Source organism: Mesorhizobium sp. Ca11, assembly GCF_020165275.1.
In the GTDB taxonomy this organism is placed as follows: domain Bacteria; phylum Pseudomonadota; class Alphaproteobacteria; order Rhizobiales; family Rhizobiaceae; genus Mesorhizobium.
Map to the genome: position 1 here is coordinate 136,913 of NZ_JAIUHU010000006.1, position 22,690 is coordinate 159,602.

At 62.6% G+C, this 22,690-nt stretch carries 25 protein-coding genes and 1 tRNA gene; 15 read left to right on the forward strand and 11 right to left on the reverse strand.

What is annotated here, in order from left to right; translation table 11 throughout:
- Nucleotides 1–129 precede the first annotated feature (129 nt).
- From LB538_RS12870 to LB538_RS12900, 7 genes are all read left to right on the forward strand, one after another.
- The gene (locus tag LB538_RS12870; RefSeq protein WP_140842825.1) at nucleotides 130–2,586 is read left to right on the forward strand and encodes a penicillin-binding protein 1A; all 2,457 of its coding nucleotides are present in this window, start codon (nucleotides 130–132) and stop codon (nucleotides 2,584–2,586) included.
- A 128-nt stretch (nucleotides 2,587–2,714) separates the two neighbouring features.
- Nucleotides 2,715–3,846, forward strand: a protein-coding gene (gene prfB / locus LB538_RS12875; RefSeq protein ID WP_141245365.1) for a peptide chain release factor 2 whose coding sequence is annotated in 2 segments (ribosomal slippage) — nucleotides 2,715–2,780 and nucleotides 2,782–3,846 — 1,131 coding nt in all. Because the reading frame shifts where the segments join, the coding sequence is not laid out codon by codon here.
- A gap of 31 nt (nucleotides 3,847–3,877) precedes the next feature.
- Nucleotides 3,878–4,282, forward strand: coding sequence for a GFA family protein (locus tag LB538_RS12880; RefSeq protein ID WP_224532352.1), 405 nt, complete (start codon nucleotides 3,878–3,880; stop codon nucleotides 4,280–4,282).
- Nucleotides 4,283–4,575: 293 nt separating this feature from the next.
- Entirely contained in the window at nucleotides 4,576–4,953 is a 378-nt protein-coding gene (locus LB538_RS12885) for a hypothetical protein (protein ID WP_095767886.1), read from the forward strand.
- A gap of 261 nt (nucleotides 4,954–5,214) precedes the next feature.
- Nucleotides 5,215–5,583, forward strand: a complete 369-nt coding sequence (locus LB538_RS12890; protein WP_095767598.1) for a GFA family protein — start codon at nucleotides 5,215–5,217, stop codon at nucleotides 5,581–5,583.
- 137 nt (nucleotides 5,584–5,720) lie between these two features.
- Nucleotides 5,721–6,371: an OmpA family protein gene (locus tag LB538_RS12895; RefSeq protein WP_027170410.1), complete on the forward strand. Its 651-nt coding sequence runs from the start codon at nucleotides 5,721–5,723 to the stop codon at nucleotides 6,369–6,371.
- A 252-nt stretch (nucleotides 6,372–6,623) separates the two neighbouring features.
- A complete protein-coding gene (locus LB538_RS12900; RefSeq protein ID WP_224532353.1) occupies nucleotides 6,624–7,232 on the forward strand; it encodes a hypothetical protein in 609 nt (202 codons plus the stop codon).
- A gap of 91 nt (nucleotides 7,233–7,323) precedes the next feature.
- Here the strand turns inward: LB538_RS12900 and LB538_RS12905 are convergent, their stop codons facing one another.
- Both LB538_RS12905 and LB538_RS12910 read right to left on the reverse strand, forming a co-directional pair.
- Nucleotides 7,324–8,865, reverse strand: a complete 1,542-nt coding sequence (locus tag LB538_RS12905) for a DEAD/DEAH box helicase (RefSeq protein WP_224532354.1) — start codon at nucleotides 8,863–8,865, stop codon at nucleotides 7,324–7,326.
- A gap of 292 nt (nucleotides 8,866–9,157) precedes the next feature.
- Nucleotides 9,158–9,931 carry an NAD kinase gene (locus LB538_RS12910; RefSeq protein WP_140842832.1) on the reverse strand — a complete coding sequence of 258 codons (774 nt, stop codon included), beginning with the start codon at nucleotides 9,929–9,931 and terminating at the stop codon, nucleotides 9,158–9,160.
- A gap of 245 nt (nucleotides 9,932–10,176) precedes the next feature.
- On the opposite strand from LB538_RS12910, the gene LB538_RS12915 reads away from it, so the two are divergent.
- Entirely contained in the window at nucleotides 10,177–10,341 is a 165-nt protein-coding gene (locus LB538_RS12915; RefSeq protein ID WP_224532355.1) for a hypothetical protein, read from the forward strand.
- A gap of 19 nt (nucleotides 10,342–10,360) precedes the next feature.
- Here the strand turns inward: LB538_RS12915 and LB538_RS12920 are convergent, their stop codons facing one another.
- From LB538_RS12920 to LB538_RS12940, 5 genes are read right to left on the reverse strand one after another with little or no spacing between them, the layout of a single operon-like run.
- Nucleotides 10,361–11,119: an MBL fold metallo-hydrolase gene (locus LB538_RS12920; protein WP_224532356.1), complete on the reverse strand. Its 759-nt coding sequence runs from the start codon at nucleotides 11,117–11,119 to the stop codon at nucleotides 10,361–10,363.
- A gap of 3 nt (nucleotides 11,120–11,122) precedes the next feature.
- A complete protein-coding gene (locus LB538_RS12925) occupies nucleotides 11,123–12,187 on the reverse strand; it encodes an ABC transporter ATP-binding protein (protein ID WP_224532357.1) in 1,065 nt (354 codons plus the stop codon).
- Nucleotides 12,184–12,981 (reverse strand): ABC transporter permease, encoded by a 798-nt coding sequence (locus LB538_RS12930; protein WP_224532358.1) that lies wholly within the window; start codon nucleotides 12,979–12,981, stop codon nucleotides 12,184–12,186. The genes LB538_RS12925 and LB538_RS12930 overlap by 4 nt, the downstream gene beginning before the upstream one ends.
- Before the next feature lie 2 nt (nucleotides 12,982–12,983).
- Nucleotides 12,984–13,829 (reverse strand): ABC transporter permease, encoded by an 846-nt coding sequence (locus LB538_RS12935; RefSeq protein WP_224532359.1) that lies wholly within the window; start codon nucleotides 13,827–13,829, stop codon nucleotides 12,984–12,986.
- Between the two features lie 8 nt (nucleotides 13,830–13,837).
- On the reverse strand, nucleotides 13,838–14,920 hold the full coding sequence (locus tag LB538_RS12940) for a spermidine/putrescine ABC transporter substrate-binding protein (protein ID WP_224532360.1): 1,083 nt from the start codon (nucleotides 14,918–14,920) through the stop codon (nucleotides 13,838–13,840).
- A gap of 93 nt (nucleotides 14,921–15,013) precedes the next feature.
- On the opposite strand from LB538_RS12940, the gene LB538_RS12945 reads away from it, so the two are divergent.
- The gene (locus LB538_RS12945; protein ID WP_224532361.1) at nucleotides 15,014–15,628 is read left to right on the forward strand and encodes a TetR/AcrR family transcriptional regulator; all 615 of its coding nucleotides are present in this window, start codon (nucleotides 15,014–15,016) and stop codon (nucleotides 15,626–15,628) included.
- A gap of 27 nt (nucleotides 15,629–15,655) precedes the next feature.
- Here the strand turns inward: LB538_RS12945 and LB538_RS12950 are convergent, their stop codons facing one another.
- Together LB538_RS12950 and LB538_RS12955 are read right to left on the reverse strand one after the other, a co-directional pair.
- Nucleotides 15,656–15,892 carry a DUF2905 domain-containing protein gene (locus LB538_RS12950; RefSeq protein ID WP_318011908.1) on the reverse strand — a complete coding sequence of 79 codons (237 nt, stop codon included), beginning with the start codon at nucleotides 15,890–15,892 and terminating at the stop codon, nucleotides 15,656–15,658.
- A 75-nt stretch (nucleotides 15,893–15,967) separates the two neighbouring features.
- Nucleotides 15,968–16,043 (reverse strand) — tRNA-Thr (locus LB538_RS12955).
- 150 nt (nucleotides 16,044–16,193) lie between these two features.
- Between LB538_RS12955 and LB538_RS12960 the strand changes: the two genes are divergently transcribed.
- A complete protein-coding gene (locus tag LB538_RS12960; protein ID WP_140842871.1) occupies nucleotides 16,194–16,361 on the forward strand; it encodes a hypothetical protein in 168 nt (55 codons plus the stop codon).
- A 204-nt stretch (nucleotides 16,362–16,565) separates the two neighbouring features.
- Nucleotides 16,566–16,877, forward strand: coding sequence for a BA14K family protein (locus LB538_RS12965; RefSeq protein ID WP_095767586.1), 312 nt, complete (start codon nucleotides 16,566–16,568; stop codon nucleotides 16,875–16,877).
- A 114-nt stretch (nucleotides 16,878–16,991) separates the two neighbouring features.
- Here the strand turns inward: LB538_RS12965 and LB538_RS12970 are convergent, their stop codons facing one another.
- The gene (locus tag LB538_RS12970) at nucleotides 16,992–17,351 is read right to left on the reverse strand and encodes a hypothetical protein (RefSeq protein ID WP_224532363.1); all 360 of its coding nucleotides are present in this window, start codon (nucleotides 17,349–17,351) and stop codon (nucleotides 16,992–16,994) included.
- A gap of 204 nt (nucleotides 17,352–17,555) precedes the next feature.
- Between LB538_RS12970 and LB538_RS12975 the strand changes: the two genes are divergently transcribed.
- Nucleotides 17,556–17,915, forward strand: a complete 360-nt coding sequence (locus LB538_RS12975) for a hypothetical protein (protein WP_140636791.1) — start codon at nucleotides 17,556–17,558, stop codon at nucleotides 17,913–17,915.
- A 101-nt stretch (nucleotides 17,916–18,016) separates the two neighbouring features.
- Here the strand turns inward: LB538_RS12975 and bhcR are convergent, their stop codons facing one another.
- Nucleotides 18,017–18,838: an HTH-type transcriptional regulator BhcR gene (bhcR, locus tag LB538_RS12980; protein ID WP_140698754.1), complete on the reverse strand. Its 822-nt coding sequence runs from the start codon at nucleotides 18,836–18,838 to the stop codon at nucleotides 18,017–18,019.
- Nucleotides 18,839–19,041: 203 nt separating this feature from the next.
- Here bhcR and gcl point away from each other — a divergent pair, with 203 nt between their 5' ends.
- The 3 genes from gcl to LB538_RS12995 all read left to right on the forward strand — a co-directional run bounded on the left by gcl (nucleotide 19,042) and on the right by LB538_RS12995 (nucleotide 22,662).
- Nucleotides 19,042–20,823, forward strand: coding sequence for a glyoxylate carboligase (gcl, locus tag LB538_RS12985; RefSeq protein ID WP_224532364.1), 1,782 nt, complete (start codon nucleotides 19,042–19,044; stop codon nucleotides 20,821–20,823).
- A gap of 26 nt (nucleotides 20,824–20,849) precedes the next feature.
- Entirely contained in the window at nucleotides 20,850–21,647 is a 798-nt protein-coding gene (otnI, locus tag LB538_RS12990) for a 2-oxo-tetronate isomerase (protein WP_224532365.1), read from the forward strand.
- A 106-nt stretch (nucleotides 21,648–21,753) separates the two neighbouring features.
- Nucleotides 21,754–22,662: a 2-hydroxy-3-oxopropionate reductase gene (locus LB538_RS12995; RefSeq protein WP_263482464.1), complete on the forward strand. Its 909-nt coding sequence runs from the start codon at nucleotides 21,754–21,756 to the stop codon at nucleotides 22,660–22,662.
- The last annotated feature ends 28 nt before the right edge of the window (nucleotides 22,663–22,690 follow it).

Sequence of the window (22,690 nt, forward strand, 5' to 3'; positions counted from 1 at the left end):
TCGCGCTGCCGTATTTTGTCCACATGGCCGCTACATGGGTTTTTCGATTGCGGATTGGGACCGCCCCGGGAAGCTTGCGCGACTGTCGGCTTCGTTTAGGAAATTCCCGAACCTCGGACTGGAGCGGGCATGATTCGTCTCATCGGCTATTTCTTTGGCATCGGCACGACGCTGGCGCTGCTGGTGGCGGCCGGTCTTGCCATCTATATCAGCCATCTGACCAAGGACCTGCCCGACTACGAGGTTCTGGCCAAATACGAACCGCCGGTGACGACGCGCATCCATGCCTCCGACGGCGCGCTGATGGCTGAATATGCGCGCGAGCGGCGTCTCTATTTGCCGATCCAGGCCATCCCGGACCGCGTCAAGGCCGCCTTCATGTCGGCCGAGGACAAGAACTTCTACAACCATCCCGGCATCGACATCACCGGCCTTGGCCGCGCCATCGTCGTCAACCTGCAGAATTTAGGTTCCGGCCGGCGCCAGGTCGGCGCCTCGACGATCACCCAGCAGGTGGCGAAGAACTTCCTGCTCTCTTCTGATCAGACTTATGAGCGCAAGATCAAGGAGATGATCCTGGCCTTCCGCATCGAGCAGGCCTATTCGAAGGACCGCATCCTCGAGCTCTATCTCAACGAAATCTTCTTCGGCTTTGGCGCCTATGGCGTCGCGGGCGCCGCGCTCACCTATTTCGACAAGTCCGTCAACGAGCTGACAGTCGCGGAAGCCGCTTATCTCGCCTCGTTGCCGAAGGGCCCGAACAACTATCACCCCTTCAAGCACGCCGACCGTGCCCTGGAGCGCCGCAACTGGGTCATCGACCAGATGGTCGAGAATGGCTACGTCACCCGCGAGGAGGGCGACAAGGCCAAGGCCGAACCGCTCGGCGTGACGCCGCGCCGCAACGGTTCCTACCTCTTTGCCGGCGAGTACTTCACCGAGGAAGTCCGCCGCCAGATCATCGCGCGCTACGGTGAGAATGCGCTTTACGAGGGCGGCCTGTCGGTGCGCACCACGCTCGATCCGAATGTCCAGCTTATCGCCCGCAAAGCGATGCAGAACGGCCTGCTCAAATACGACATGCTGCGCGGCTATCGCGGTCCGGTGACGCATATCGACGTCACCGGCGACTGGGGCGTGCCGCTCGGCAACGTGAAGGGTCTCGAGGATGTTCCGGAATGGACGCTGGCCGTCGTCCTCGACAGTTCGGCAACCGGGCTGACCATCGGCATCCAGCCGACGCGGCAGATTTCCGGCGATCTGGTCAAGGAGCGCGTCCAGGGCACCGTCAGCAAGGAGGACATGGGTTTCGCCATGCGCCACTTCGTCAACGGCAAGTCCGTCAGGGCGAAGTCTCCGGCGGAAGTGCTGGAGCCCGGCGACGTGATCTTCGTGCAGAAGAACGACGGCTCCGACAACACCTACATGCTGCGCCAGGTGCCGGAGGTCGAAGGCGGCCTCGTCGCCATGGATCCGCATACCGGCCGCGTGCTAGCCATGGTCGGCGGCTTCTCTTACGCGCAGTCGGAATTCAACCGCGCCACACAGGCGATGCGCCAGCCCGGTTCCTCGTTCAAGCCGATCGTTTATTCGGCGGCGCTCGACAATGGCTACACGCCGGCTTCGGTGATCATGGACGGCCCGATCACCATCCAGAGCGGCAACACCACCTGGACGCCGAAGAACTATGACGGCACGGTCGCGGGCCCGGCCACCTTGCGCTCGGGCATCGAAAAGTCGCGCAATCTGATGACCGTGCGGCTGGCCAACGACATGGGCATGAAGCTGGTCGTGGAATATGCCGAGCGCTTCGGCGTCTACGATCATCTGGCGCCCTATCTGCCGATGGCGCTGGGCTCCGGCGAGACGACCGTCATGCGCATGGTGTCGGCCTATTCGATCATGGCCAATGGCGGCAAATCGATCAAACCTTCGCTGATCGACCGCATTCAGGACCGTTACGGCAAGACGGTGTTCAAGCAGGATGAGCGCGGCTGCGAAGGCTGCAATGCCACCGAGTGGAAGAACCAGACCGAGCCAGAGCTGGTCGATAATTCCGAGCAGGTGCTCGACCCGATGACGGCATACCAGATCACCTCGATGATGGAGGGCGTCGTGCAGCGCGGCACCGGCGCCACCATCGGCGAGCTCGGCCGCCACATCGCCGGCAAGACCGGCACGACCAATGACGAGAAGGACGCCTGGTTCATCGGCTTCACCCCGAACCTCGTTGTCGGCCTCTACATGGGCTATGACACGCCGCGCGGCCTTGGCCACGGCGCCACCGGCGGCGGCTTGGCAGCCCCGATCTTCAAGGATTTCATGCGCGTTGCGCTCGACGGCAAGCCGAACACCGACTTCCAGGTTCCCGACGGCATGAAGCTGATCGCAATCAACCGCAAGACCGGCATGCGTGCCGCCGAAGGCGATCCGAACACCATCATCGAGGCTTTCAAGCCTGGCACCGGTCCGGCTGACAGCTACTGGGTGATCGGCATGGGCGCGGATGGCTCGAACGGTTCGGGCGGAGCGCTGTCGCCGCAAGCCAACCAGGCCATCCAGGACGGCGGCGGCGGTCTCTACTGACCTTGCCGGATTTTCGCAATGGGCCGGCAGGGGGTGCCGGCCCATTTCGCTTTACAGGCAGCGATGCCGTGCCTATGTATCGCGCCTATTCCGAAAAGACCGAAAAGAACAGGACCGAACCAAGAGCCATGCGCGCGGAAACGCTCAACATCGTCGATGAGATCAGGCAGGCGATAACCCTGCTGAGGAGGCATCTTTGACTGGGATCAGGCTGTAAAGCGGCTTGAATACCTGAATTCGCGCGCCGAGGATTCCAGCCTCTGGAATGATCCCATCGAAGCGCAGAAGCTGATGCGGGAGCGCCAGGAGCTCGAGGACGGCATCGCTGCCGTCAAGGGGATGACGCAGGCGCTGGAAGACAATATCGGGCTGATTGAGCTCGGCGAGGAAGAGGGCGACGACGCCATCATCGCGGAAGCGGAGGCGGCGCTGCGTTCGATGCAGGGCGAGGCGAAGGCGCGCCAGGTCGAAACGCTGCTGTCGGGCGAGGCCGACGCCAACGACACCTATCTCGAAATCCATGCCGGCGCCGGCGGCACCGAGAGCCAGGACTGGGCCTCGATGCTCCTGCGCATGTACACGCGCTGGGCCGAGCGCCGCCGCTTTAAGGTCGAGGTGCTGGAAGTCCATGACGGCGAAGAAGCGGGCATCAAGTCCGCCACCGTGATGATCAAGGGCCACAACGCCTATGGCTGGCTTAAGACGGAGTCCGGCGTCCATCGCCTGGTGCGCATTTCGCCTTACGACAGCAACGCGCGGCGCCACACCTCCTTCGCCAGCGTCTGGGTCTATCCGGTTATCGACGACTCGATCGAGATCAATGTTTCCGAATCCGACGTGCGCATCGACACCTATCGTTCCTCGGGTTCGGGCGGCCAGCACGTCAACACCACCGACTCGGCGGTGCGCATCACCCATCTGGCGACCGGCATAGCGGTCGCCTGCCAGGCCGAGCGCTCCCAGCACAAGAACCGCGCCAAGGCTTGGGAAATGCTGCGCTCGCGGCTTTACGAGGAAGAGCTGAAGAAGCGCGAGGCGGTCGCCAACGCCACCGAGGCGTCGAAGAGCGATATCGGCTGGGGCCACCAGATCCGCTCCTACGTGCTGCAGCCCTATCAGCTTGTGAAGGATCTGCGCACCGGCGTCGAAAGCACCTCGCCTTCGAGCGTGCTCGACGGCGACCTCGACGAATTCATGGAAGCCTCGCTCTCGCATCGCATCGAGGGCGGCGCAGGCGAAGCGGTGGCGGACCTCGACTAGTACGCACCCGTTGCAGGAGCGGAGGAAGCCGGTGTCTACGGTACTTGCGGGAAAATGCTTCTGCGGCGCCGTCCACTATGAGGTTGCGGACGAATTCGTTTACGCGGCGAACTGCCATTGCTCGAACTGCCGGCGCACGACGGGCTCCGCGTTCAAGCCGTTCGCCGGTATCGAGCGCGACAAGTTCCGTCTCATCGCGGGCGAGGGCGGGCTGCTGATCTTCGGCGACGAGAGCGGCCACGACGCGCATTGCGGGCGATGCGGCTCGCTCCTCTATTCATTGGTCCGCGACGGCGCCTACGTGCATGTCGCCATGGGCACGTTGGTCGACGAGCCGACGATACGGCCGAGCGCGCACATTTTTGTCGGGTCCAAGGCGAAGTGGTTCACAATCGCCGACGACCTGCCGCAGTATGATGAGCATGTTCCCGACTGACCGTCTGGAACCAGCTTGAGCCGAATCTCGTTGTCGGGCACCAGATCCGCGCGGCTAACCGCTCATTAACCAAGCCGACGCACGATTCTGGATGGCAGAGGTTGGCGTGAAGCGCGGCATTGCCGTTGCAAGCGGATGCTTGCGCCAGCCAGGGAATCAGCCCAGCCTTCGGGCTGGGTAAAAAGCATTTATGGCCGGATGCGGCATATCTGCGACCGACGATCCGGCCACTGGGAAGACACGTTCCGGGAACGGGCAAGCGAAAACGCTTGATGCTCGAAAGGAACGCTTCGATGTCTGCTGCCATATCAAGATCGGCCCAAGCCGTTCGACCGGCTGGCCGACTTTTGTTCTCCCTGTTCGCCGTTGGAGCGATCGCGGCGCTGGCGCCGCCGGCTGCTGCGCACGATGCCCAGCCCACGGCGGCCATGCCGCAAGGCTGGAAATATCCCTTTGCCTGTTGTGCCAACTACGATTGCAAGGAGGTGCCGCAGTCATCGATCAGCGAGCGGCCCGAGGGCTACGTCATAAAGGGTACGGGCGAAGTGGTGGCTTATGCCGACAAGCGGGTCAAGAATTCGCCCGACGGCGAGTACCACTGGTGTGCGCACCAGGCCGGGCTCGACGCCGGCAAGACCATCTGCCTGTTCGTGCCGCCTCCCTCTTACTAGGGCTCTGAACCTGCCGCGGAAGGCGAGGCGCTGGGGCTCGATCCACGGCAGGAGAAGGCTGCCGACTTTGCTGACACACGGTTGTCAGGACGATTTCTTTATGTTGCCTTGCACCGAGCAATTCCAGGAAAAGTGCGTAGCGGTTTTCCGTCCGGAATTGCGTGAATCCAGAGTGCGCAATTCCAGGAAAATTGCGTAGCGGTTTTTCCTCCGGAATTGTGTGAAACTAAGGGCGCGGCGGACAACGGAGAGGTTGAGTCCATGACCATCAGGGGAAGCTGTCACTGCAAGGCGACAACCTTCGAGGTTGCCGAGGCGCCGCGGACGGTGACGCAATGCACATGCTCGTTCTGCTCGAAGCGGGGCTCGTTATGGGCCTATTATGTGCCGTCGCAATTCAAGCTGACGAGCCCGCCGGAGAATGTCTCCTTCTATCGCTGGGGCTCAAAGACGGTGAAGCATGGTTTCTGCGCCATTTGCGGCTGCGGCACCTTCACCGAGACGCCTGATTGGTCGACCGGAGAGCCGGATTTCGACAACCCGAAGATCAGCGTCAATTCGCGCCTGTTCGATGATTTCGATCTGGACAAGGTCGAGGTGGTGGTCATCGACGGCAAGAATTTGTGGTAGAGCCGACACGGGAGCCACCGCCGGACTTTACCGGCGGCATTCCCGTTCCGTTTTTCGCCGCATTTCATGCTACAAGGCTGCGGAAGGGCTGATTTGGCGCGGTCGCAAAGGCCGCGAATTGGAGAGGGACCAATCTTATGAAGAAGACTGTGCTCGTCGCCGTGGCGACGGCTCTATTGGTGAGCGCCTGCACCACCACCGATCCGTATACTGGCGACCAGAAGATCTCCAACACGGCGGCCGGTGCCGGCCTCGGCGCCCTGGCAGGCGCCAGCCTTGGCCTGCTGGCCGGTGGCAACGACCGCCGCAACGCGTTGATCGGCGCCGGCATCGGCGCGCTCGCCGGCGGCGCGATCGGCGCGACGATGGACCAAAACGAGGCCGAGCTTCGCCGTCAATTGCAGGGCACCGGCGTCAGCGTCACCCGCAGCGGCGACCAGATCATCCTCAACATGCCGTCCGACATCACCTTCAATGTCGACCAGGACGCGGTGAAGCCGGGCTTCTATCCGGTGCTGAATTCGGTCGCGCTGGTGCTGAAGAAATTCCGCCAGACCACTGTGGACGTGTTCGGCCACACCGATTCGACCGGCGGCGACGAGCACAATTTCGACCTGTCGCAGCGTCGCGCGCTTGCCGTCGCAAACTACCTGTCCGGCCAGGGCGTCGATCAGCGCCGCTTCGCCGTCACCGGCTTCGGCAAGACCCGCCCGATCGCATCCAATGCGACCGCCGCCGGCCGCGAGCAGAACCGCCGCGTCGAAATCCAGCTGTCGCCGCTCACCTGAGAAAACGGCGCGCAGAGGCGCAATTCCATCAAGACAAACGGCTCCGAAAGGGGCCGTTTTTGTTTGAAATGGCCCAAAGATGGGTTCGAAGGCCTTAGGACATTAGGTTGTTCTAATTAATGCTTTTCCAGAACCAGGGAAAGGACTAACATTCTGCTGTTCCAGAGGGGATGGGGCGGTCAATCGGCCGCGCAATCAACATCTACCGCCCCGGTCTTGCACGGCCAGATCAAGAGAATCTGGGAGGAATGCATGACAAGAACAGCTCGCTTGGGGCGCTGCGGCGTCCTCGTTTTGACATGTCTTATCGGCACATCGTTCGGGCTCGCTTCGGCCCGGGCCGAGGACGCCAACAAGGCCGACATCGAAGCCTTGAAGAAATCGCTGGCCAAGTACGAAGATTACACCGCCGCTGTTCGCGACCTCTATTTGTCGACCGTCGGCTGCATCCACTATGGCGGCGAGAAGATAGACGGCGCTATGTACTATCAGAAGGGCGCGATGGGCATCCATTTCGTCAACGTTCCGAGCGTCGGCAAGCCGCTCGACCCGATGAAGCCGAACGTCCTGATCTACGAGCCGACCAAGAAAGGCTTGAAGCTGGTCGGGGTGGAATGGCTGGTGCCGCTGACGCCGGACACCAAGGAGGTGCCGACGCTGTTCGGGCAGAAATTCATGGGGCCGATGGAAGGCCACTACCCGCTCATTCCGAGGGAGTTCGTCCATTACGACCTGCATGCATGGCTGTTCAGGGACAATCCGAACGGTATGTTCAGCCCAACGAACCCGAACGTGAAATGCAGCAAGGCCGAGTTCCCGATGCTTGAGAAGCCGACCAAGATGATGCCGGGTCCGATGTAGGCATCGCCTTTGGCTGAATTGTTCCAGGCGAAGTCAAAAACGAAACGGCCCCGTGTGGGGCCGTTTTCAATTCAGGCTACGCTGATCGGCTTCAGACCTTCGCGACGATCCGCATGAAGGCCGGCACGTCGTCGCCGAAGCCGACGGTTGCGTCGTCTTCTTCCTGACGATGGCGGCCGGGGCGGTCGCGCTGCGGACGGGCGTCGCCGCGCTGCTCGTGGCGGCTGCCAGGGCCCTTGCGCTCGTTCTCGGAACGGATCGCGTCCTTGCGGGCGCGGCGCTCGGCGATGTCGGCCACTTCGGCGACGGGCTGTTCCTCACGCGCGGCATCGGACGTCTCGTCGCGCTTGGCGTGACGGTCCTTCTTGCGCTCGCCCCGATCCTTGCGGTCCTCGTCCTTGCGGCCGGCGCGACGCGGGGCGCCGCGGCCGCGGCGCGGCTGCTCCTCGCCCTCGCTCTCGGTCACGGTCGACAGGTCGCCGTCATGCCACTCGATCTTGGTGCCGATCAGCCTCTCGATGGCGTCGACATATTTGGTGTCGGAGCGGGTAGCGATGGTGAAGGACTTGCCGGCGCGTCCGGCGCGGCCGGTGCGGCCGATGCGGTGGACGTAATCCTCGGCGTGGATGGGCACGTCATAATTGAAGACATGGCTGACATCGGGAATGTCGAGACCGCGCGCTGCGACGTCCGAGGCAACGAGGTAGCGCAGCTTGCCGTCGCGGAAATTGGCGAGCATCTGCATGCGGGCGCGCTGGTCCATGTCGCCATGCAGCGCGCCGGCATCGAAATCATGCTTCAACAGCGAGCGGAACAGCTCCGACACCTCGACCTTGCGGTTGCAGAAGATGATGGCGTTCTTCAGATCGGCGTCTTCGGCCTTGATCAGGTCGCGCAGCGTCTCGCGCTTTTCCCAGGGTTTTGAGCCGGACTTGACCAGCCGCTGCGTGATGCTGGTCGCCGTGGAGGCGGCCTTCGAAACCTCGACGCGCACCGGCGCGTGCAGGAACTTCTCGGTGAGCTTGGTGATCTCCGGCGGCATCGTCGCCGAGAAGAACAGCGTCTGACGCGTGAACGGGATCATCTCGCAGATGCGCTCGATATCGGGAATGAAGCCCATGTCGAGCATGCGGTCGGCCTCGTCGATGACGAGGATCTCGACGCCGTTGAGCAGAAGCTTGCCGCGCTCGCGGTGGTCGAGCAGGCGGCCGGGCGTCGCGATCAGCACGTCGGCGCCGCGCTCGAGCTTCTTGTCCTGTTCGTCGAAGGAGACGCCTCCGATCAGCAGCGCGATATTGAGCTTGTGGTTCTTGCCGTATTTGATGAAGTTTTCCTCGACCTGCGCGGCGAGCTCACGGGTCGGTTCGAGGATCAGCGTGCGCGGCATCCGGGCGCGCGCCCGGCCCTTTTCCAGGCGCGTCAGCATCGGCAGCACGAAGGAAGCGGTCTTGCCGGTGCCGGTCTGGGCGATACCCAGCACGTCCTTGCCGAGCAGCGCATGCGGGATGGCGCCGGCCTGGATCGGCGTCGGCGTGGTGTAGCCGGCATCGGTGACCGCGGAGAGAACCTTCGGCGACAAGCCGAGGTCTGAGAATGTCAACGCTTCTTGAGCGATCGTGGTGTCTGAGGACAAGTGTTTGTTGTCTTTGTTGGTTGGGAAAATCGCGACACAGTAGCCGCGGCAGGCGCCGCGCGCCTGCAAGATCGGTGTTGCAGTTAGGCGCAAGCCCTCGATTTGTCAACAGAAACGGACCGAAATACAGCGATTGTGAAGCCGTAACCTTAATCGCGATGCTTAAAGCGCGTCGCGCTGAAACGGTTTGAGGCTCCGCGCTTTATATCTTTGCTTGATCACGCCGTATGCCCAAAACCGCTGCGCGCTTTTGGGCGACACGCATTGATCGAAACAATATCCTTGCGCCGGCTCAGTAGCGGAACTGCTCGGCAAGGATACGCTCGTTCCAGGAATGGTTCGGATCGAACAGCAAAGTTGCCGTCGCCGTCGGCGATTCCCGCACGGTGACGGAGGCCACTGCCTTGACCTCGGTATGATCGGCCGCGGCATTCACCGGGCGCTTTTCGGCTTCCAGGATGTCGAAGCGCACGGTCGCCTTGTTGGACAGCAGCGCCCCGCGCCAGCGGCGCGGCCGGAAAGGACTGACCGGCGTCAGCGCCAGAAGCGGCGCATCGAGCGGCAGGATCGGCCCATGCGCCGACAGATTGTAGGCAGTGGAACCGGCGGGCGTCGCGATCATCACGCCGTCGCAGTTCAGCTCCTCCAGCCGCACCTGGCCGTCGACGGTGATGCGGATCTTCGCCGTCTGATAGGATTGGCGCCACAGCGCCACCTCGTTGATCGCCGGCGCCGAAATCGTTTCGCCGTCATGCGTCACAGCGACCATTTCCAGCGGCCGGATCGTCTCGGAGACCGCGTTGGCGATGCGTTCCTCGAGGCCGCCGGCGCGATATTCGTTCATCAGGAAGCCGATGGTGCCACGGTTCATGCCGTAGACCTTCTTGCCCGTGCTCATCGTCTCGCGCAGCGTCTGCAGAAGAAAGCCGTCGCCGCCGAGCGCGATGATGATCTCGGCATCCGCGACAGGCACCTGTCCATAGCGCGCGGACAGGCTTTCCAACGCCGCGCGGGCGTCGTCGGTGTCGGAAGAAACGAAGGCGAAACGGCTGGCGGCTTTGCTCATGGCTCCCGGAGGGCGACCGTCTGCGGGGCCGCGCCGGCGACGGCGTAGCATGCGGCGCCCACGTCTGTGAAGGGCGCTGCGCCGGCCGGGGGGCACACCCGACAATCGCGCTTCGTGACAGCCGCGACATGAATGTGATGGCTGCTATGGTTAAGGCGAAGCTTAAACACTCGTAAAGCCGGATCGATCATGTTAGCCGACAGTGGATGGGTTGGCGGGGGCTAGCCAGTCGAGAGACCTGTCTATTGCCGGTAACGCGTCTGATCATAGTCTTCCTGATGATGGGAAGTTTCGCGCTGATGTTCGCCGAGCTGGTGCGTCATTCCGAAGAGATGAGCCAGCGGCCGCAGCCGACAGCTTCCCGCTGCGGCGACGCCACGGGAACACTTTGCCCGCAAAGGGCGCTGTAGGCTTCGCTTCCCTGATCGCTCAGCCGCTCTGCAAGTGGCACCCGGCCTTGCGTTTGCCCGCGACATACTCATCGATGAGTTGCCGGTAGCGCACCTTGCCGAAGCTCGGGAAATGGCCGCCATGCACGACCGAGACGTTGAGCTCGCGCATGGAAAGCAGGGTCCCGACATAGTCATCGATGTCGGAGTGATAGACGTCGTCGATCAGCGGCCCGTCATAAACGATGTCGCCGGACAGCAGGATGCCGGTCTTTCTCTCATAAAGCGCGATCCCGCCGGGCGAGTGTCCAGGTGTGTGGATGACCTCGAAGGCGCGGTCGCCGAGGTCGATCACGTCGCCATGCTCGAGCAGCCGGCCCGCCGGCGCGGGCAGGATGCGGTAGCGCGCCGTATCCCAGCCCACCGGCGCGCCGTCGAACATCTCCTCATTGGCGTAGCGGTCCGCCACCGTCCATTCGTTGCGTGGATCGGCAAGGATTGCCGCTTCGGCGGAGTGCACGCAGCGGTCCGGGAATTCGTGATGGCAGCCGATATGGTCGAAATGCGTGTGGCTGGCGACGCAGGTAAGCTTGTGCTCGCTCACCAGCGGCACATGGCGTTTCAGGCTGAAATGGCCAAGGCCGGTGTCGAACAACAGGTCGCGGTCGCGCCCGCGCACATGCCAGATGTTGCAGCGGAAGAACGGTTTTATCCACGGCTCATGGATGAGCGTGATATCGTTGCCCATGCGGATGGTTTCGTACCAGTCCGGCGCCTCGATGACCGGAAGCATGCCCATGGATCAGTCCGCCAATAAGATGATGTCTTGAGCCTGGCATGAAACCGGGATCGTGTCGCCTGCCTGAATGGCAGCGGAAGCGGGCGCCTTCGCGATAAATTGCAGCGCAGGATCCAGCTCCGAGGCGGCCAGCACGCGCTTGAAACTGCCCTGGAAGACGACATCGCCGACCTTGGCCGTCCCCAGCGTGACGTCGCTCTTCGCTTCGTCGAGAACCAGGTGCTCGGGTCGGATGGCGAGCGCGACCGTGGCGCCGGCAGGCGATGCACCGGGCATTGAAATCGGCCCGACCGCCGTCATGGCCGTGACGATCCCGTTCTTCGCTTCAGTGACGGTGCCGGCAAGGATCGTGCTCTCGCCCATGAAGGTGGCGGAAAAGCGCGTCGCCGGCCGCGCATAGACCCGCTCGGGCGGGCCTTCGTCCTCGATACGGCCGTCATTCATCACCACGCAATGGTCGGCCAGCGCCATTGCTTCCTCCTGGTCGTGGGTGACGTGGATAAAGGCGGTGCCGACGCGCTTCTGGATTGCTTTCAGCTCGTCCTGCATCTGCCGGCGCAATTTGAGATCCAGCGCACCGAGCGGCTCGTCGAGCAAAAGCACCGCCGGCTCGATGACCAGCGCGCGGGCCAGCGCTACACGCTGCCGCTGGCCGCCGGAGAGCTGATGCGGCTTCTTGCCGAAGGCGGCCGCCAGCCCGACGAGGGCAAGCGCATCGCGCGCCCTGGCCGCCCGGGTCGCGCCGTCTACGCCTTGCATGCGCAGCCCGAAGCCGACATTACCGCCGACGCTCATATGCGGAAACAGCGCGTAGTCCTGGAAGACGGTGGTCGTCGGGCGCTTCGCCGGCGGCACCGCGGTGCAATCCACACCACGGATGAACACCTTGCCCTCGCTGGGCCTGACGAAGCCGCCAAGGATCGAAAGCAGCGTCGTCTTGCCGGAACCGGATGGTCCGAGCAGGATCGTGTAGCTGCCGGGCTCGATCGCCAGCGAGACGTTCTTCAGCACCGATAGCTGGCCGAAGCGATGCGAGACATTGCGGATATCGACCAAGGGCGCGCTCATGCCGGCTTTCTCCGCAACAGCGTCAGCTCGAAAAACACCACTAGGACGATGGAGACAGCAAAGACCAGCGAGCCGACGGCATTGGTCTTGGGGTTGAGGCCGGAGCGCAGCAGGTTCCAGATCTCCACCGGCAGCGTCGTTTCGAAACGGGTGAGCAGGAAGGAGATGACGAACTCGTCCCAGGAGAAGGTCATCGACAGGAAGAAGCCAGCGAAGATCGCCGGCGCCATCACCGGCACGGTGATCATGAGCAGCACCTTCCACTCGGCGGCGCCGAGGTCGCGCGCGGCGCGTTCGATATTGATCTGGTGGTCGCCCATCTGGCTGTAGATGATGGCAAAGCAGAGCGGCAGGTTGATCACGACATGGCCGATGCCGGCCGCGAGCAGCGATTTCGGCACACCGGCCCAGTTGAACAGCACCAGCAGGCCCATGCCGATGATGAGATAGCTGACGGTCAGCGGCAGTGTGATCAGGCCGCGCAGGATGGCCGAGCCCGGCAGCACGAAGCGGGCGAAACCCCAGGCTGAGAGGAAGCCGAGCGTGACGGAGGCAAGCGAGGAGAGCACCGCCACAAGCAGCGAGTTGAGGAGCGCCGAGGTCAGCCTCGCATCCGACAGCACCGCCTGATACCAGCGCAGCGACGGGCCGGTGAAGGGCGGGATCGGGAAAGACGTGGCCTGCAGCGAGAAAAGCACCAGCACGATCACCGGCAGGAAGATGAAGCCGTATATCGCGATGGCGTAGACCCAGGCGGCGAGGCGGATGGCGGCGAGGCGGATGGCGGCGCGCATGGTCAGGCCCGCTCGATCTTCAGCCAGCGGGCGCAGGCTAGATAGGCGATGGTCACCACAGCCATCAGAATGATCGACAGCGCCGAAGCCAACGGGAAGTCGCCGCGGCGGCCGATCTGCATCATTACGAGCTGCGGCATGACCAGCTCGTTGTTGCCGCCGAGGATCTGCGGCGTGATGTAGTCGCCGATGCAGAGCACGAAGGTGAGGAAGGCGCCCACCATGATGCCGGGCAAGGTCAGCGGCAGCACGACATGCAGGAAGGTGCGTACCGGCCCGGCGCCGAGATCGGCGGCAGCCTTGCGGTAGCTCGGGCTGAGCTGTTTCAGATTGGCGAAGATCGTCAGCGTCAACAACATGACGAAGAAATGCACGAAGCCGGTGACGGTCGCGAAACGCGTGTTGGCAAGCTGGAGCGGCTCGCCGATCAGGCCGATGCCGGTAAGCGCCCGGTTGATGACGCCATTCTGCGCCAGCACCAGCAGCCAGGAATAGGAGCGCACGACATAGGAGGTCCAGAACGGCAGCACCGCCAGCATCAGCGCCAGCCGTTGCCAGCGTTCCGGCACTTGCTCCGCGAGAATCCAGGCAAAGGGATAGGCAAGCAGGATCGAGATGACGGTGACGATCGCCGTTACCTCCAGCGAGTTCACCATCGCCCGCCAGTAGGACGGATCGGTGAAGAACTGGCTGTAATTGGCCAGAGTGAAGCCGCCGCCTTCATGCGCCGTCAGGCTGGAAAACCCCATGGCGATGAAGGGCAGCACGAAGAAAGCACATGTCCATGCCAGCGCCGGCGTGACCAGCGCCCAGGGCAGGGCACGCGACTTGTTTCCCACTGATGTCATCGGCCGGTTTACTGCGCCTGCAGCATCTCGGTCCACATATCCTGCATCTTCTTGTCGAGATCGGCGTTCGGCGCCGGATAAGCCTGGGCGCGGGCGAGGAAGCCGGGCTGCTCGTCGAAGCGCAGGATCTTCTTCTGATCATCAGTCAGCGCCGCCTTCTTGTTCGAAGGCATGCCCCAGTAGCAGGAAGAGGTGGCAAGCCGCGCCTGGCCCTCGGGGCTCAGGATATATTGGATGAATTTCAGCGCCATGTCCTTGTTCTTGGAATCCTTGAACATGGCGAGCGACTGCGACCAGAGCACAGCACCTTCCTTCGGGATCGAGAAGTCGAGCGCCGGATTCTCCTTGGCAAGGCCGGCCGTCACCCATTCGCCGCCGCCGACCAATATGTCCACCTCGCCGGTGGCAAGAGCAGTCTGGCTGGCCGTGACCTCGCCGACCAGCTTGGCATTGGCCTTCATCTTGAGCAGCTCGGCTTTGAGGGCAGGCAGGTCGGCCTCGGTGAGGTCGGCCGTCTTCTTGCCGATGGCCAGAGCGGCCATGCCGATCACCGGCAGGTAATAGTCGTAGATCGCGACCTTGCCCTTGTATTTGTCGCTGGTGAGCGAGGCCAGCGACTGCATGTCGGCCGGGTCGACCTTGGTCTTGTTGAAGCCGATCGTGTTGTAGCCGAACTTTTCGGTGATGCCGTAGCGTTTGCCGTCGACGATGGTCGACTTGTCCATCGTCACTTCCGGGAAGAGGTCGGCGAAGGGCAGCTTGCCTTCGGGCAGCGGCTCGAACAGGCCTTTCTCGACTCCGCGCGGCACGTCGATGCTATCGATCACCATCACGTCCCAGTCGCCCGGTTGCGACTGGTCGACGATGGCCAGCCCCGCGCCTGTGCCTTCGAATTCCTTGACGTTGACCTTAACGTTGTTGGCTTCCTCGAAGGGCCGCAGCAGCGCCGGATCGGAATGATCGCACCAGATCAGCGCATTGAGATCGGCCGCGTGGGCGCCTCCGGCCGCGAGGAGCAGCGCCGCAGCCGCGCAAGCGGCTGAAAGATGAGACTTCAGGGTGGAAAGCGGATTCCGAATGTTGACGGTCATCGAGTGTTCTCCCTGCCTTGCTGGCTTGTTGGAAGAAAAGTTGAACCAATTCTAAAATTGAGTCAATTATGATTTTGTGGCAGAGAGGCCGATATGAGCGGATTGCGCGAACGGCAGAAGGCGGACCGGCACAGGCGCATCATCGATGCGGCGACCGAGTTGTTCCGCGAGGCCGGCTACGAAGGCGCCAAGATCGAGGCGATCGCAGCGCAGGCCGAAGTCTCGATCGGCACGATCTATAACTACTACCAGAACAAGGGCGACATTCTCGGCGCCATCGTGTCTATGGAAGTGAATGAGGTGCTGAATGCCGGGCGAGGGGTGGTGGCCAGTCCGCCCGCCAATGTCGGCGACGCGTTGGACACGCTGATCGGCATCTATATCGAGCACTCGCTGAACTATCTCAGCAAGGAGATGTGGCGCCAGGCGATGGCGATCTCGACGCAACTGCCCGACAGCCCCTTCGGCCAGGCCTACACCGCCCTCGACCGGGAACTGACCAGGCAGATCAGCGCGCTGATAGTCCGCCTGCAGGAGATCGGGCTTGTGCGCTCGGACATAGACGGGCCGGCGGTGGGCGAGCTGATCTTCAACAACATGAACATGATGTTCATCGAGTTCGTCAAACGCGACGAGGCGAAGATACCGGAGCTGCGCGCTGCGATACGAAGGCAGAATAGGGTGCTGGTGGCGGCGATTGGGGTGTGAAGCGAAATCGCTGCCGCCGAAGCGCCCCTAACGGTTGATCAGCCACAGGATCGCCGAGACCGCAACGCTGATCAGTATTCCCGTGGTGATGGGAACATAGAGCCTGAAATGCTCGCGCTCGATCACGATATCGCCTGGTAGCCGGCCAAGGCCGATCCGGCCCACCCAAGGCCATAGCAGACCTACGGCAACCAAACAGAGACCAACGATGATCAGGGTTCGCGACATGCTTCCCCGCGTCTGCGTCACGCCACTAGCGATCATAACCGGCGTGCTCAGCCGCGTGCGCTCGCGAACAGCGTTTGTTCGAAGGGCATTGCGGGCGTCTCCGCTACAGGATGGTGCCCCCGGCAGGGATCGAACCCGCGACCTTCGGTTTACAAAACCGCTGCTCTACCAGCTGAGCTACAAGGGCACGGCGCTCCGGTAGCACATTTCGTGCGCCAGTAAAGACAAAACTCCGTTTCGGGTTCCTAATGGACCGCGTGGCTTGGTCGGCATGCTGAAAAGCGCTGCGCCGCTTCCTACATCTTTGTCGGGTGCAATCGCATCGAACGGGTGCCGCATGATCAGATTCGTCATCATCCTGCCGCTCATCGTCGTGACCTGGCTTTTGCTGGTGAAGGTCATCAGCGATCTGAAGAAGGCAAACATCGACTGGACCGGCGTCGCCACATTCATCGGCTTCATCGTGCTGGCCTTCTGGCTGAGGCATGTCACGGGGATGGGGTGAAAGAGAGCGAGTAGCGAATAGTGAATAGCGAATAGGGATTTGCATTCAGCATATCCCCGCTTTCCCTACTCGCTATTCGCTACTCCCTGTTCGCTCAGTCCCGGCGAAAAAAATCGCGAAAATATTTCGAACCTTTTTCCGGGCCGCAGCGACAGACGATCAAGAGGCGGATGGTTCGCCTCTCCACCGAAACAGGAGATCGTCATGTTCAAGCGCACCATCGTTTCCGGCCTCATCGCCACCACCGTCGCCGCCGGCTCGCTCGTCGGCACCGTCCAGCCCTCGGCCGCCCACGACCATCATCACCGCCGCGAGCTCGGCATCGGCATCGCCGCCGGCGTCGGCGGTTTCGTTCTCGGCAGCCTGCTTGCCCAGCAGCAGCCCCGCAGCGTCTATGTCGAAGACGACGGCTACGACTCGATCCACGTCCGCCGCTGCTATGCCCGCTACGCCAGCTACGACGAGCGCACCGACACCTATATGAGCTACGACGGCCCGCGTTATTGCAGGCTCTAGGAGGGAGCTGAACAAACGGCTGGAAAGAGGGGCTGCCCGCAGCCCCTTTTCTTGCGTTGAGCATCCGCCTGATTGGCTTGATGTGAAGCGAACGACATTTCGGCCTCCAGCAATTCAGGAATTGGGCTTCAGCTCCGGCATTGACAATCCCGCCGCCTTGCAGGCGCCGATGACCGAAACGTCATTTATCGCAACCAGTTCAAAGCTGTTTCCGGCATGGGGATAGATCTTGCCGATGAATGGCTCGCTGCCGCCGGGAGAGCCCTTGTCGTCGACATAGCCGCACGCCACCACTTCGTGGCGGCCGTTCAAACTGCGTTCTCCGGCGAGCATGGTTCCGAACCTGGCAGCGATGGGGTTCTTCAAATGCTGGCGGACGCCGGCGGTGATTATCTCCTCCAGGGCCAGCGAAATCGGAATAGGATCGACGCGTTGATTGCCGCTGGGCGAGGGCGGCGGCGCTGTCGCCGCCACGCATCCGCAAAGGGAAGCGGCGGATAGGAGGTAAAGTGTTTTCCGCATCCGTGCCCTTTGGCATGCATTCCGACGACGCGGCAAGACCGGTCAAGTCCGGCGTCCGTCCTGGTATGGCCGGCCTGCCTTGCTGAGCAACCAACGATGTACAGCGATTTTGCAAGCGTTTAGTCTGGCTTTGACGGCAATCGAGGGGAGGGTCGCTTGAACAATCAGGATCCTAGGGAAGAACGGGTCGAACCGGTTTTCCGCAACGGCACCATCACCATCGTCGGCATCCTGCTGGCGTTCTCGCTAGGCTTCATCACCCATTGGGCGGCCAACCCGATCCCATGGCAGACCTACCATCTGATTGCCGTCCTGCCGATCCTGGTCGGCATTGCGCTGCAGATCCGGGCGCTGGCCATTCTGCTCGACATCAAATCCTTGCAGCGAAGCATTCATGACCGCGCCAGTCGGATATTCCTCGCCGGCCTCATTTTCGCGGCCTGTGGCGTCGCGCTGGCCATCCTGCTCGATTTCTTCGACATATCGGCAAAGAGCGCATTGCCGGGCGCGTCTTAGTTAGAGCAATTCCAGGAAAAGTGTGTGCGGTTTTCCGTTCGGAATTGCGTAAAAACAAAGAGCTAGAGCGGTTCGCCGTTTCCATGAAACGGTGAAACGCTCTAGTAGGCTTTCACGCCGCCGATCATCTTCGTCACCTCGACCGCGGCGTCGCGCACCAGCGGACCGATCTCGGCCAGCCGCTCAGGCGTGACCCGCACCGTCGGTCCGGACACCGAAACGCCGCCGAGCGGCTCGCCGAACTCGTTGAAAATGGCGGCGGCCACGCAGCGCATGCCGGGGTGGCGCTCCTCGTCGTCGACCGACCAGCCGCGATGCTTGATAACGGCCAGATCATGGGCCAGCGCCGAAATATCGGAAAGCGTCTTGTCCGTGTAGCGCTGCAGGCCCGCCTTGCGCAAGATGGCGGCGACCCGTTCGGGCTCGAGATGCGCCAGCACCGCCTTGCCGATGCCGGAAGCATGGAACGGGCTGCGCGTGCCCGGCCGGAAAAAGGCGCGGATCGCCTGGTGCGTCTCGACCTGGCTGACGAAGACGACGCAATCGTCCTCGGCGACGCCGAGATTGGCGGTCTCGCCGGTCTTTTCCATCAATTCCTGCATGACGATGCGGGCACGGTCGACGAGCTTGCGGCGACGCAGGAAGGCAGCGCCCATGCGGTAGGTCTCCACGCCGACCGACCAGAGCTGGTCGGTCGTATCGAACTCGACCATGCCGTGGTTTTCCAGCGTCGTCAGCATGCGATAGGCTGTCGAGGCGGCAATGCCGCTTTGCGCCGCGATCTCGCTGAGCGACAGCCCGCTAGCCTCGGCGACGATGGCCAGGATCCGCAGCGCCCGGTCGAGCGACTGCACCGAGGCCGCTTCGGACGGGCCGTTGAAGGCGCGGGGCCGGCCGCGCTGGCGTTTTTCCGTCGTTTCCATACCGGCCATTCTCGCCGATTTGACGACGCATGCAATGAAAAAGTTTTTCAGTAGTGGCCTGGAGCGATTTTTTGGAAAAGGAAAAGTGAAGTGAAATCAGCCAATAACAGCGGTTTTCTAGAAATGAAAAAATATTCTGAAAAAATTGAAAAATCGAACGCACACTGGCATTCTCAAGCCAACCAACGAAATGGAGGCTTGCCATGGCCAGGATGCGCGCTGTCGACGCTGCGGTTCTCGTTCTCGAAAAGGAAGGCATCACCAATGCCTTCGGCGTGCCGGGCGCGGCGATCAACCCGCTCTATTCGGCGCTGAAGGCGCGCGGCACCATCCGCCATGTGCTGGCGCGCCATGTCGAAGGCGCCTCGCACATGGCCGAAGGTTATACGCGGGCCAAGGCCGGCAATATCGGGCTCTGCATCGGCACTTCCGGTCCGGCCGGCACCGACATGATCACCGGCCTCTATTCGGCCTCGGCGGATTCGATTCCGATCTTATGCATAACTGGTCAAGCTCCACGCGCGCGCCTCAACAAGGAGGATTTCCAGGCCGTCGACATCGCCTCGATCGCAGCACCGGTCGCCAAATGGGCCGTCACTGTCATGGAGCCCTATCTGGTGCCGATGACGCTGCAGAAGGCCTTCCATCTGATGCGCTCCTCGCGGCCCGGGCCGGTTCTGGTCGACCTGCCGGTCGACGTGCAGCTTGCCGAGATCGAATTCGACATCGATGCCTATGAGCCGCTCGCCCCCTTCAAGCCGGCGATAACGCGTGCCCAGGCCGAGAAGGCGCTGGCGATGCTCAACGAGGCTGAAAAGCCGCTGATCGTCGCCGGCGGCGGCATCATCAACGCCGACGCTTCCGATCTCTTGATCGAGTTCGCGGAAGTCACCGGCGTGCCGGTTATTCCGACCTTGATGGGCTGGGGCGCGATCCCCGACGACCACCGGCTGATGGCCGGCATGTGCGGCCTGCAGACGTCGCACCGCTACGGCAATGCGACGATGCTTGAGGCGGACTTCGTCTTCGGCATCGGCAACCGCTGGGCCAACCGCCACACCGGCTCGGTCGACGTCTACACCAAGGGGAAAAAATTCATTCATGTCGACATCGAGCCGACGCAGATCGGCCGTGTCTTCGCGCCGGATCTAGGCCTCGTCTCGGATGCGGGCGCCGCGCTGAAGATCCTGCTCGACGTCGCCACCGAATGGCGCTCGGCCGGCAAGCTGCGCGACTGGTCGGGCTGGGCGAAGGAGTGCCAGCAGCGCAAGAAGACGATGAAGCGCAAGACGCATTTCGAGCAGGTGCCGCTGAAGCCGCAGCGCGTCTATGAAGAGATGAACAAGGCGTTTGCCCGCGACACCACCTATGTCACCACGATCGGCCTGTCGCAGATCGCCGGCGCGCAGTTCCTGCATGTCTACAAGCCGCGCAACTGGATCAATTGCGGCCAGGCCGGCCCGCTCGGCTGGACACTGCCGGCGGCACTCGGCGTGCGCGCCGCGGATCCGGATCGCGACATCGTCGCGCTTTCCGGCGACTATGATTTCCAGTTCATGATCGAGGAGCTGGCCGTCGGTGCCCAGCACAAGCTGCCTTACATCCACGTCGTCGTGAACAACGCCTATCTCGGCCTCATACGCCAGGCGCAGCGCGGCTTCTCGATGGATTATGAAGTGAGCCTCGCCTTCGAGAACGTCAACCGTGCCGGCGATCCGGAGGCGGGCTACGGCGTCGACCATGTCGCGGTGGCCGAGGCGATGGGCTGCAAGGCGGTCCGCGTGACGAAGCCCGAGGAATTCGCCGGCGCCTTCAAGGAGGCGCAGCGGCTGATCAAGGAGCACCAGGTTCCGGTCGTTCTCGAATTCATCCTCGAGCGCGTCACCAACATTTCCATGGGCACGGAAATCGACAAGGTCACCGAATTCGAGGAGCTTGCCGAGCGCAATGAGGACGCGCCGACAGCCATCATGATGTTGGATTGAGTTCAGGCGGACCAAGGAGAAAAAGAATGCCGCGTTTTTCAGCCAATCTCTCGATGCTCTTCGGCGAGCACGAGTTCCTCGATCGTTTCGATGCCGCCGCCCGCGTCGGCTTCAAGGGCGTCGAATATATCGGCCCGTATGAGCATGCCCCGGATGTCGTGGCGGCGCGACTGAAGAAGAACGGCCTGACACAGGTTCTGTTCAATCTGCCGGCCGGCGACTGGGCGAAGGGCGAACGCGGGATTGCCGTGCTGCCGGATCGGGTGCCGGAATTCCGGCAGGGCGTCGCCAAGGCGATCAGCTATGCGCATGCGCTGGGCTGCGAACAGATCAACTGTCTCGCCGGCATCGCGCCGCAGGGCGCCGACCGCACGGTGCTGGAAGACGTCTTTGCCGAAAACCTCGCCTTCGCGGCCGAGAAGCTGGAGCAGGCCGGCATCAGGCTCTTGATCGAGCCGATCAACACCCGTGATATCCCCGGCTTCTTCCTGAATTACTCAGACCAGGCTCTAGCGCTGATCGACCGCATCGGCTCAAAGAACCTGTTCCTGCAATACGACATCTATCACATGCAGATCATGGAGGGGGATCTCGCCCGTACAATCGAAGCCAACCTCGGCCGCATCGCGCATATTCAGCTTGCGGACAATCCCGGCCGTCATGAGCCGGGGACGGGCGAGATCAACTATCCCTTCCTCTACGACCACATCGACCGCCTCGGCTATTCCGGCTGGATCGGCGCCGAATACAAGCCGAAGGCCGGCACCGAGGCGGGGCTCGGCTGGTTCCGCGAATTCGCCGGGCAGGGGAGCGCGGCGGCTTAAGAACCTGCGGCGAAGCTGCCAATCTCCCCACCTGTGGGGGAGATGGCCGGCAGGCCAGAGGGGGGCGCGAAGGAACGCGACCTCGACAATTACGACGGAGAACAACATGGACACCATCGGCTTCATCGGCCTCGGCATCATGGGCGCGCCGATGGCGGGCCATCTTCTCGCTGCCGGCTACACGGTCGTCGCCAGCGACCATCGCTCCAAGCCGCCCGCCGATCTCGTCGCCAAGGGTCTGAAGACTGTTTCCGGCCACGACGCTGTTGCGGGGGCTGCCGACATCATCATCACCATGGTGCCCGACACGCCCCAAGTCGCCGCCGTTCTCTTCGGCGAGAACGGCGTCGCCTCCGGCTTGACCGAGGGCAAGCTCGTCATCGACATGAGCTCGATCTCGCCGATCGCCACCAAGGAATTTGCCAAGAAGATCAACGATCTCGGCTGCGACTATCTCGACGCGCCGGTGTCGGGCGGCGAGGTCGGCGCCAAGGCGGCCTCGCTCACCATTATGGTCGGCGGTGAGGAGAAGTCGTTCGAACGCGCCAGGCCGGTGTTCGAGAAGATCGGCAAGAATATCACGCTGGTCGGCCCGAACGGGGTCGGCCAGACCACCAAGGTCGCCAACCAGATCGTCGTGGCGCTGACCATCGAAGCCGTCGGCGAAGCGCTGGTCTTCGCCTCGAAGGCCGGCGCCGATCCGGCCAAGGTCAGACAGGCGCTGATGGGCGGGCTCGCCGCCTCGCGCATCCTCGAAGTGCATGGCGAGCGCATGATCAAACGCACCTTCGCGCCCGGTTTCCGCATCGAGCTGCACCAGAAGGACCTCAACCTGGCGCTGGAAGGCGCCAAGGCGCTCGGTGTGTCGCTGCCCAACACCTCGACCACGCAGCAGCTCTTCAATTCCTGCGCCGCCAATGGCGGCGCCAAGGAGGATCACTCCGCGCTGGTCAGGGCGCTGGAGCGGATGGCGGGGCATGAAGTGGCGAAGGAGCGAATAGCGAGTAGGGAGTAGCGAATAGGGGGTGCGGGGCCGAAGGATC

Bases quoted from the DNA above. Each gene is read 5' to 3' on its own strand.
- LB538_RS12870 (WP_140842825.1), top strand. From the start codon at position 130: ATGATTCGTCTCATCGGCTATTTCTTTGGCATCGGCACGACGCTGGCG.
- LB538_RS12885 (WP_095767886.1), top strand. From the start codon at position 4,576: ATGTCTGCTGCCATATCAAGATCGGCCCAAGCCGTTCGACCGGCTGGC.
- LB538_RS12890 (WP_095767598.1), top strand. From the start codon at position 5,215: ATGACCATCAGGGGAAGCTGTCACTGCAAGGCGACAACCTTCGAGGTT.
- LB538_RS12895 (WP_027170410.1), top strand. From the start codon at position 5,721: ATGAAGAAGACTGTGCTCGTCGCCGTGGCGACGGCTCTATTGGTGAGC.
- LB538_RS12900 (WP_224532353.1), top strand. From the start codon at position 6,624: ATGACAAGAACAGCTCGCTTGGGGCGCTGCGGCGTCCTCGTTTTGACA.
- LB538_RS12910 (WP_140842832.1), bottom strand. From the start codon at position 9,931: ATGAGCAAAGCCGCCAGCCGTTTCGCCTTCGTTTCTTCCGACACCGAC.
- LB538_RS12920 (WP_224532356.1), bottom strand. From the start codon at position 11,119: ATGGGCATGCTTCCGGTCATCGAGGCGCCGGACTGGTACGAAACCATC.
- LB538_RS12925 (WP_224532357.1), bottom strand. From the start codon at position 12,187: ATGAGCGCGCCCTTGGTCGATATCCGCAATGTCTCGCATCGCTTCGGC.
- LB538_RS12930 (WP_224532358.1), bottom strand. From the start codon at position 12,981: ATGCGCGCCGCCATCCGCCTCGCCGCCATCCGCCTCGCCGCCTGGGTC.
- LB538_RS12935 (WP_224532359.1), bottom strand. From the start codon at position 13,829: ATGACATCAGTGGGAAACAAGTCGCGTGCCCTGCCCTGGGCGCTGGTC.
- LB538_RS12940 (WP_224532360.1), bottom strand. From the start codon at position 14,920: ATGACCGTCAACATTCGGAATCCGCTTTCCACCCTGAAGTCTCATCTT.
- LB538_RS12945 (WP_224532361.1), top strand. From the start codon at position 15,014: ATGAGCGGATTGCGCGAACGGCAGAAGGCGGACCGGCACAGGCGCATC.
- LB538_RS12950 (WP_318011908.1), bottom strand. From the start codon at position 15,892: ATGATCGCTAGTGGCGTGACGCAGACGCGGGGAAGCATGTCGCGAACC.
- LB538_RS12960 (WP_140842871.1), top strand. From the start codon at position 16,194: ATGATCAGATTCGTCATCATCCTGCCGCTCATCGTCGTGACCTGGCTT.
- LB538_RS12965 (WP_095767586.1), top strand. From the start codon at position 16,566: ATGTTCAAGCGCACCATCGTTTCCGGCCTCATCGCCACCACCGTCGCC.
- bhcR (WP_140698754.1), bottom strand. From the start codon at position 18,838: ATGGAAACGACGGAAAAACGCCAGCGCGGCCGGCCCCGCGCCTTCAAC.
- gcl (WP_224532364.1), top strand. From the start codon at position 19,042: ATGGCCAGGATGCGCGCTGTCGACGCTGCGGTTCTCGTTCTCGAAAAG.
- otnI (WP_224532365.1), top strand. From the start codon at position 20,850: ATGCCGCGTTTTTCAGCCAATCTCTCGATGCTCTTCGGCGAGCACGAG.
- LB538_RS12995 (WP_263482464.1), top strand. From the start codon at position 21,754: ATGGACACCATCGGCTTCATCGGCCTCGGCATCATGGGCGCGCCGATG.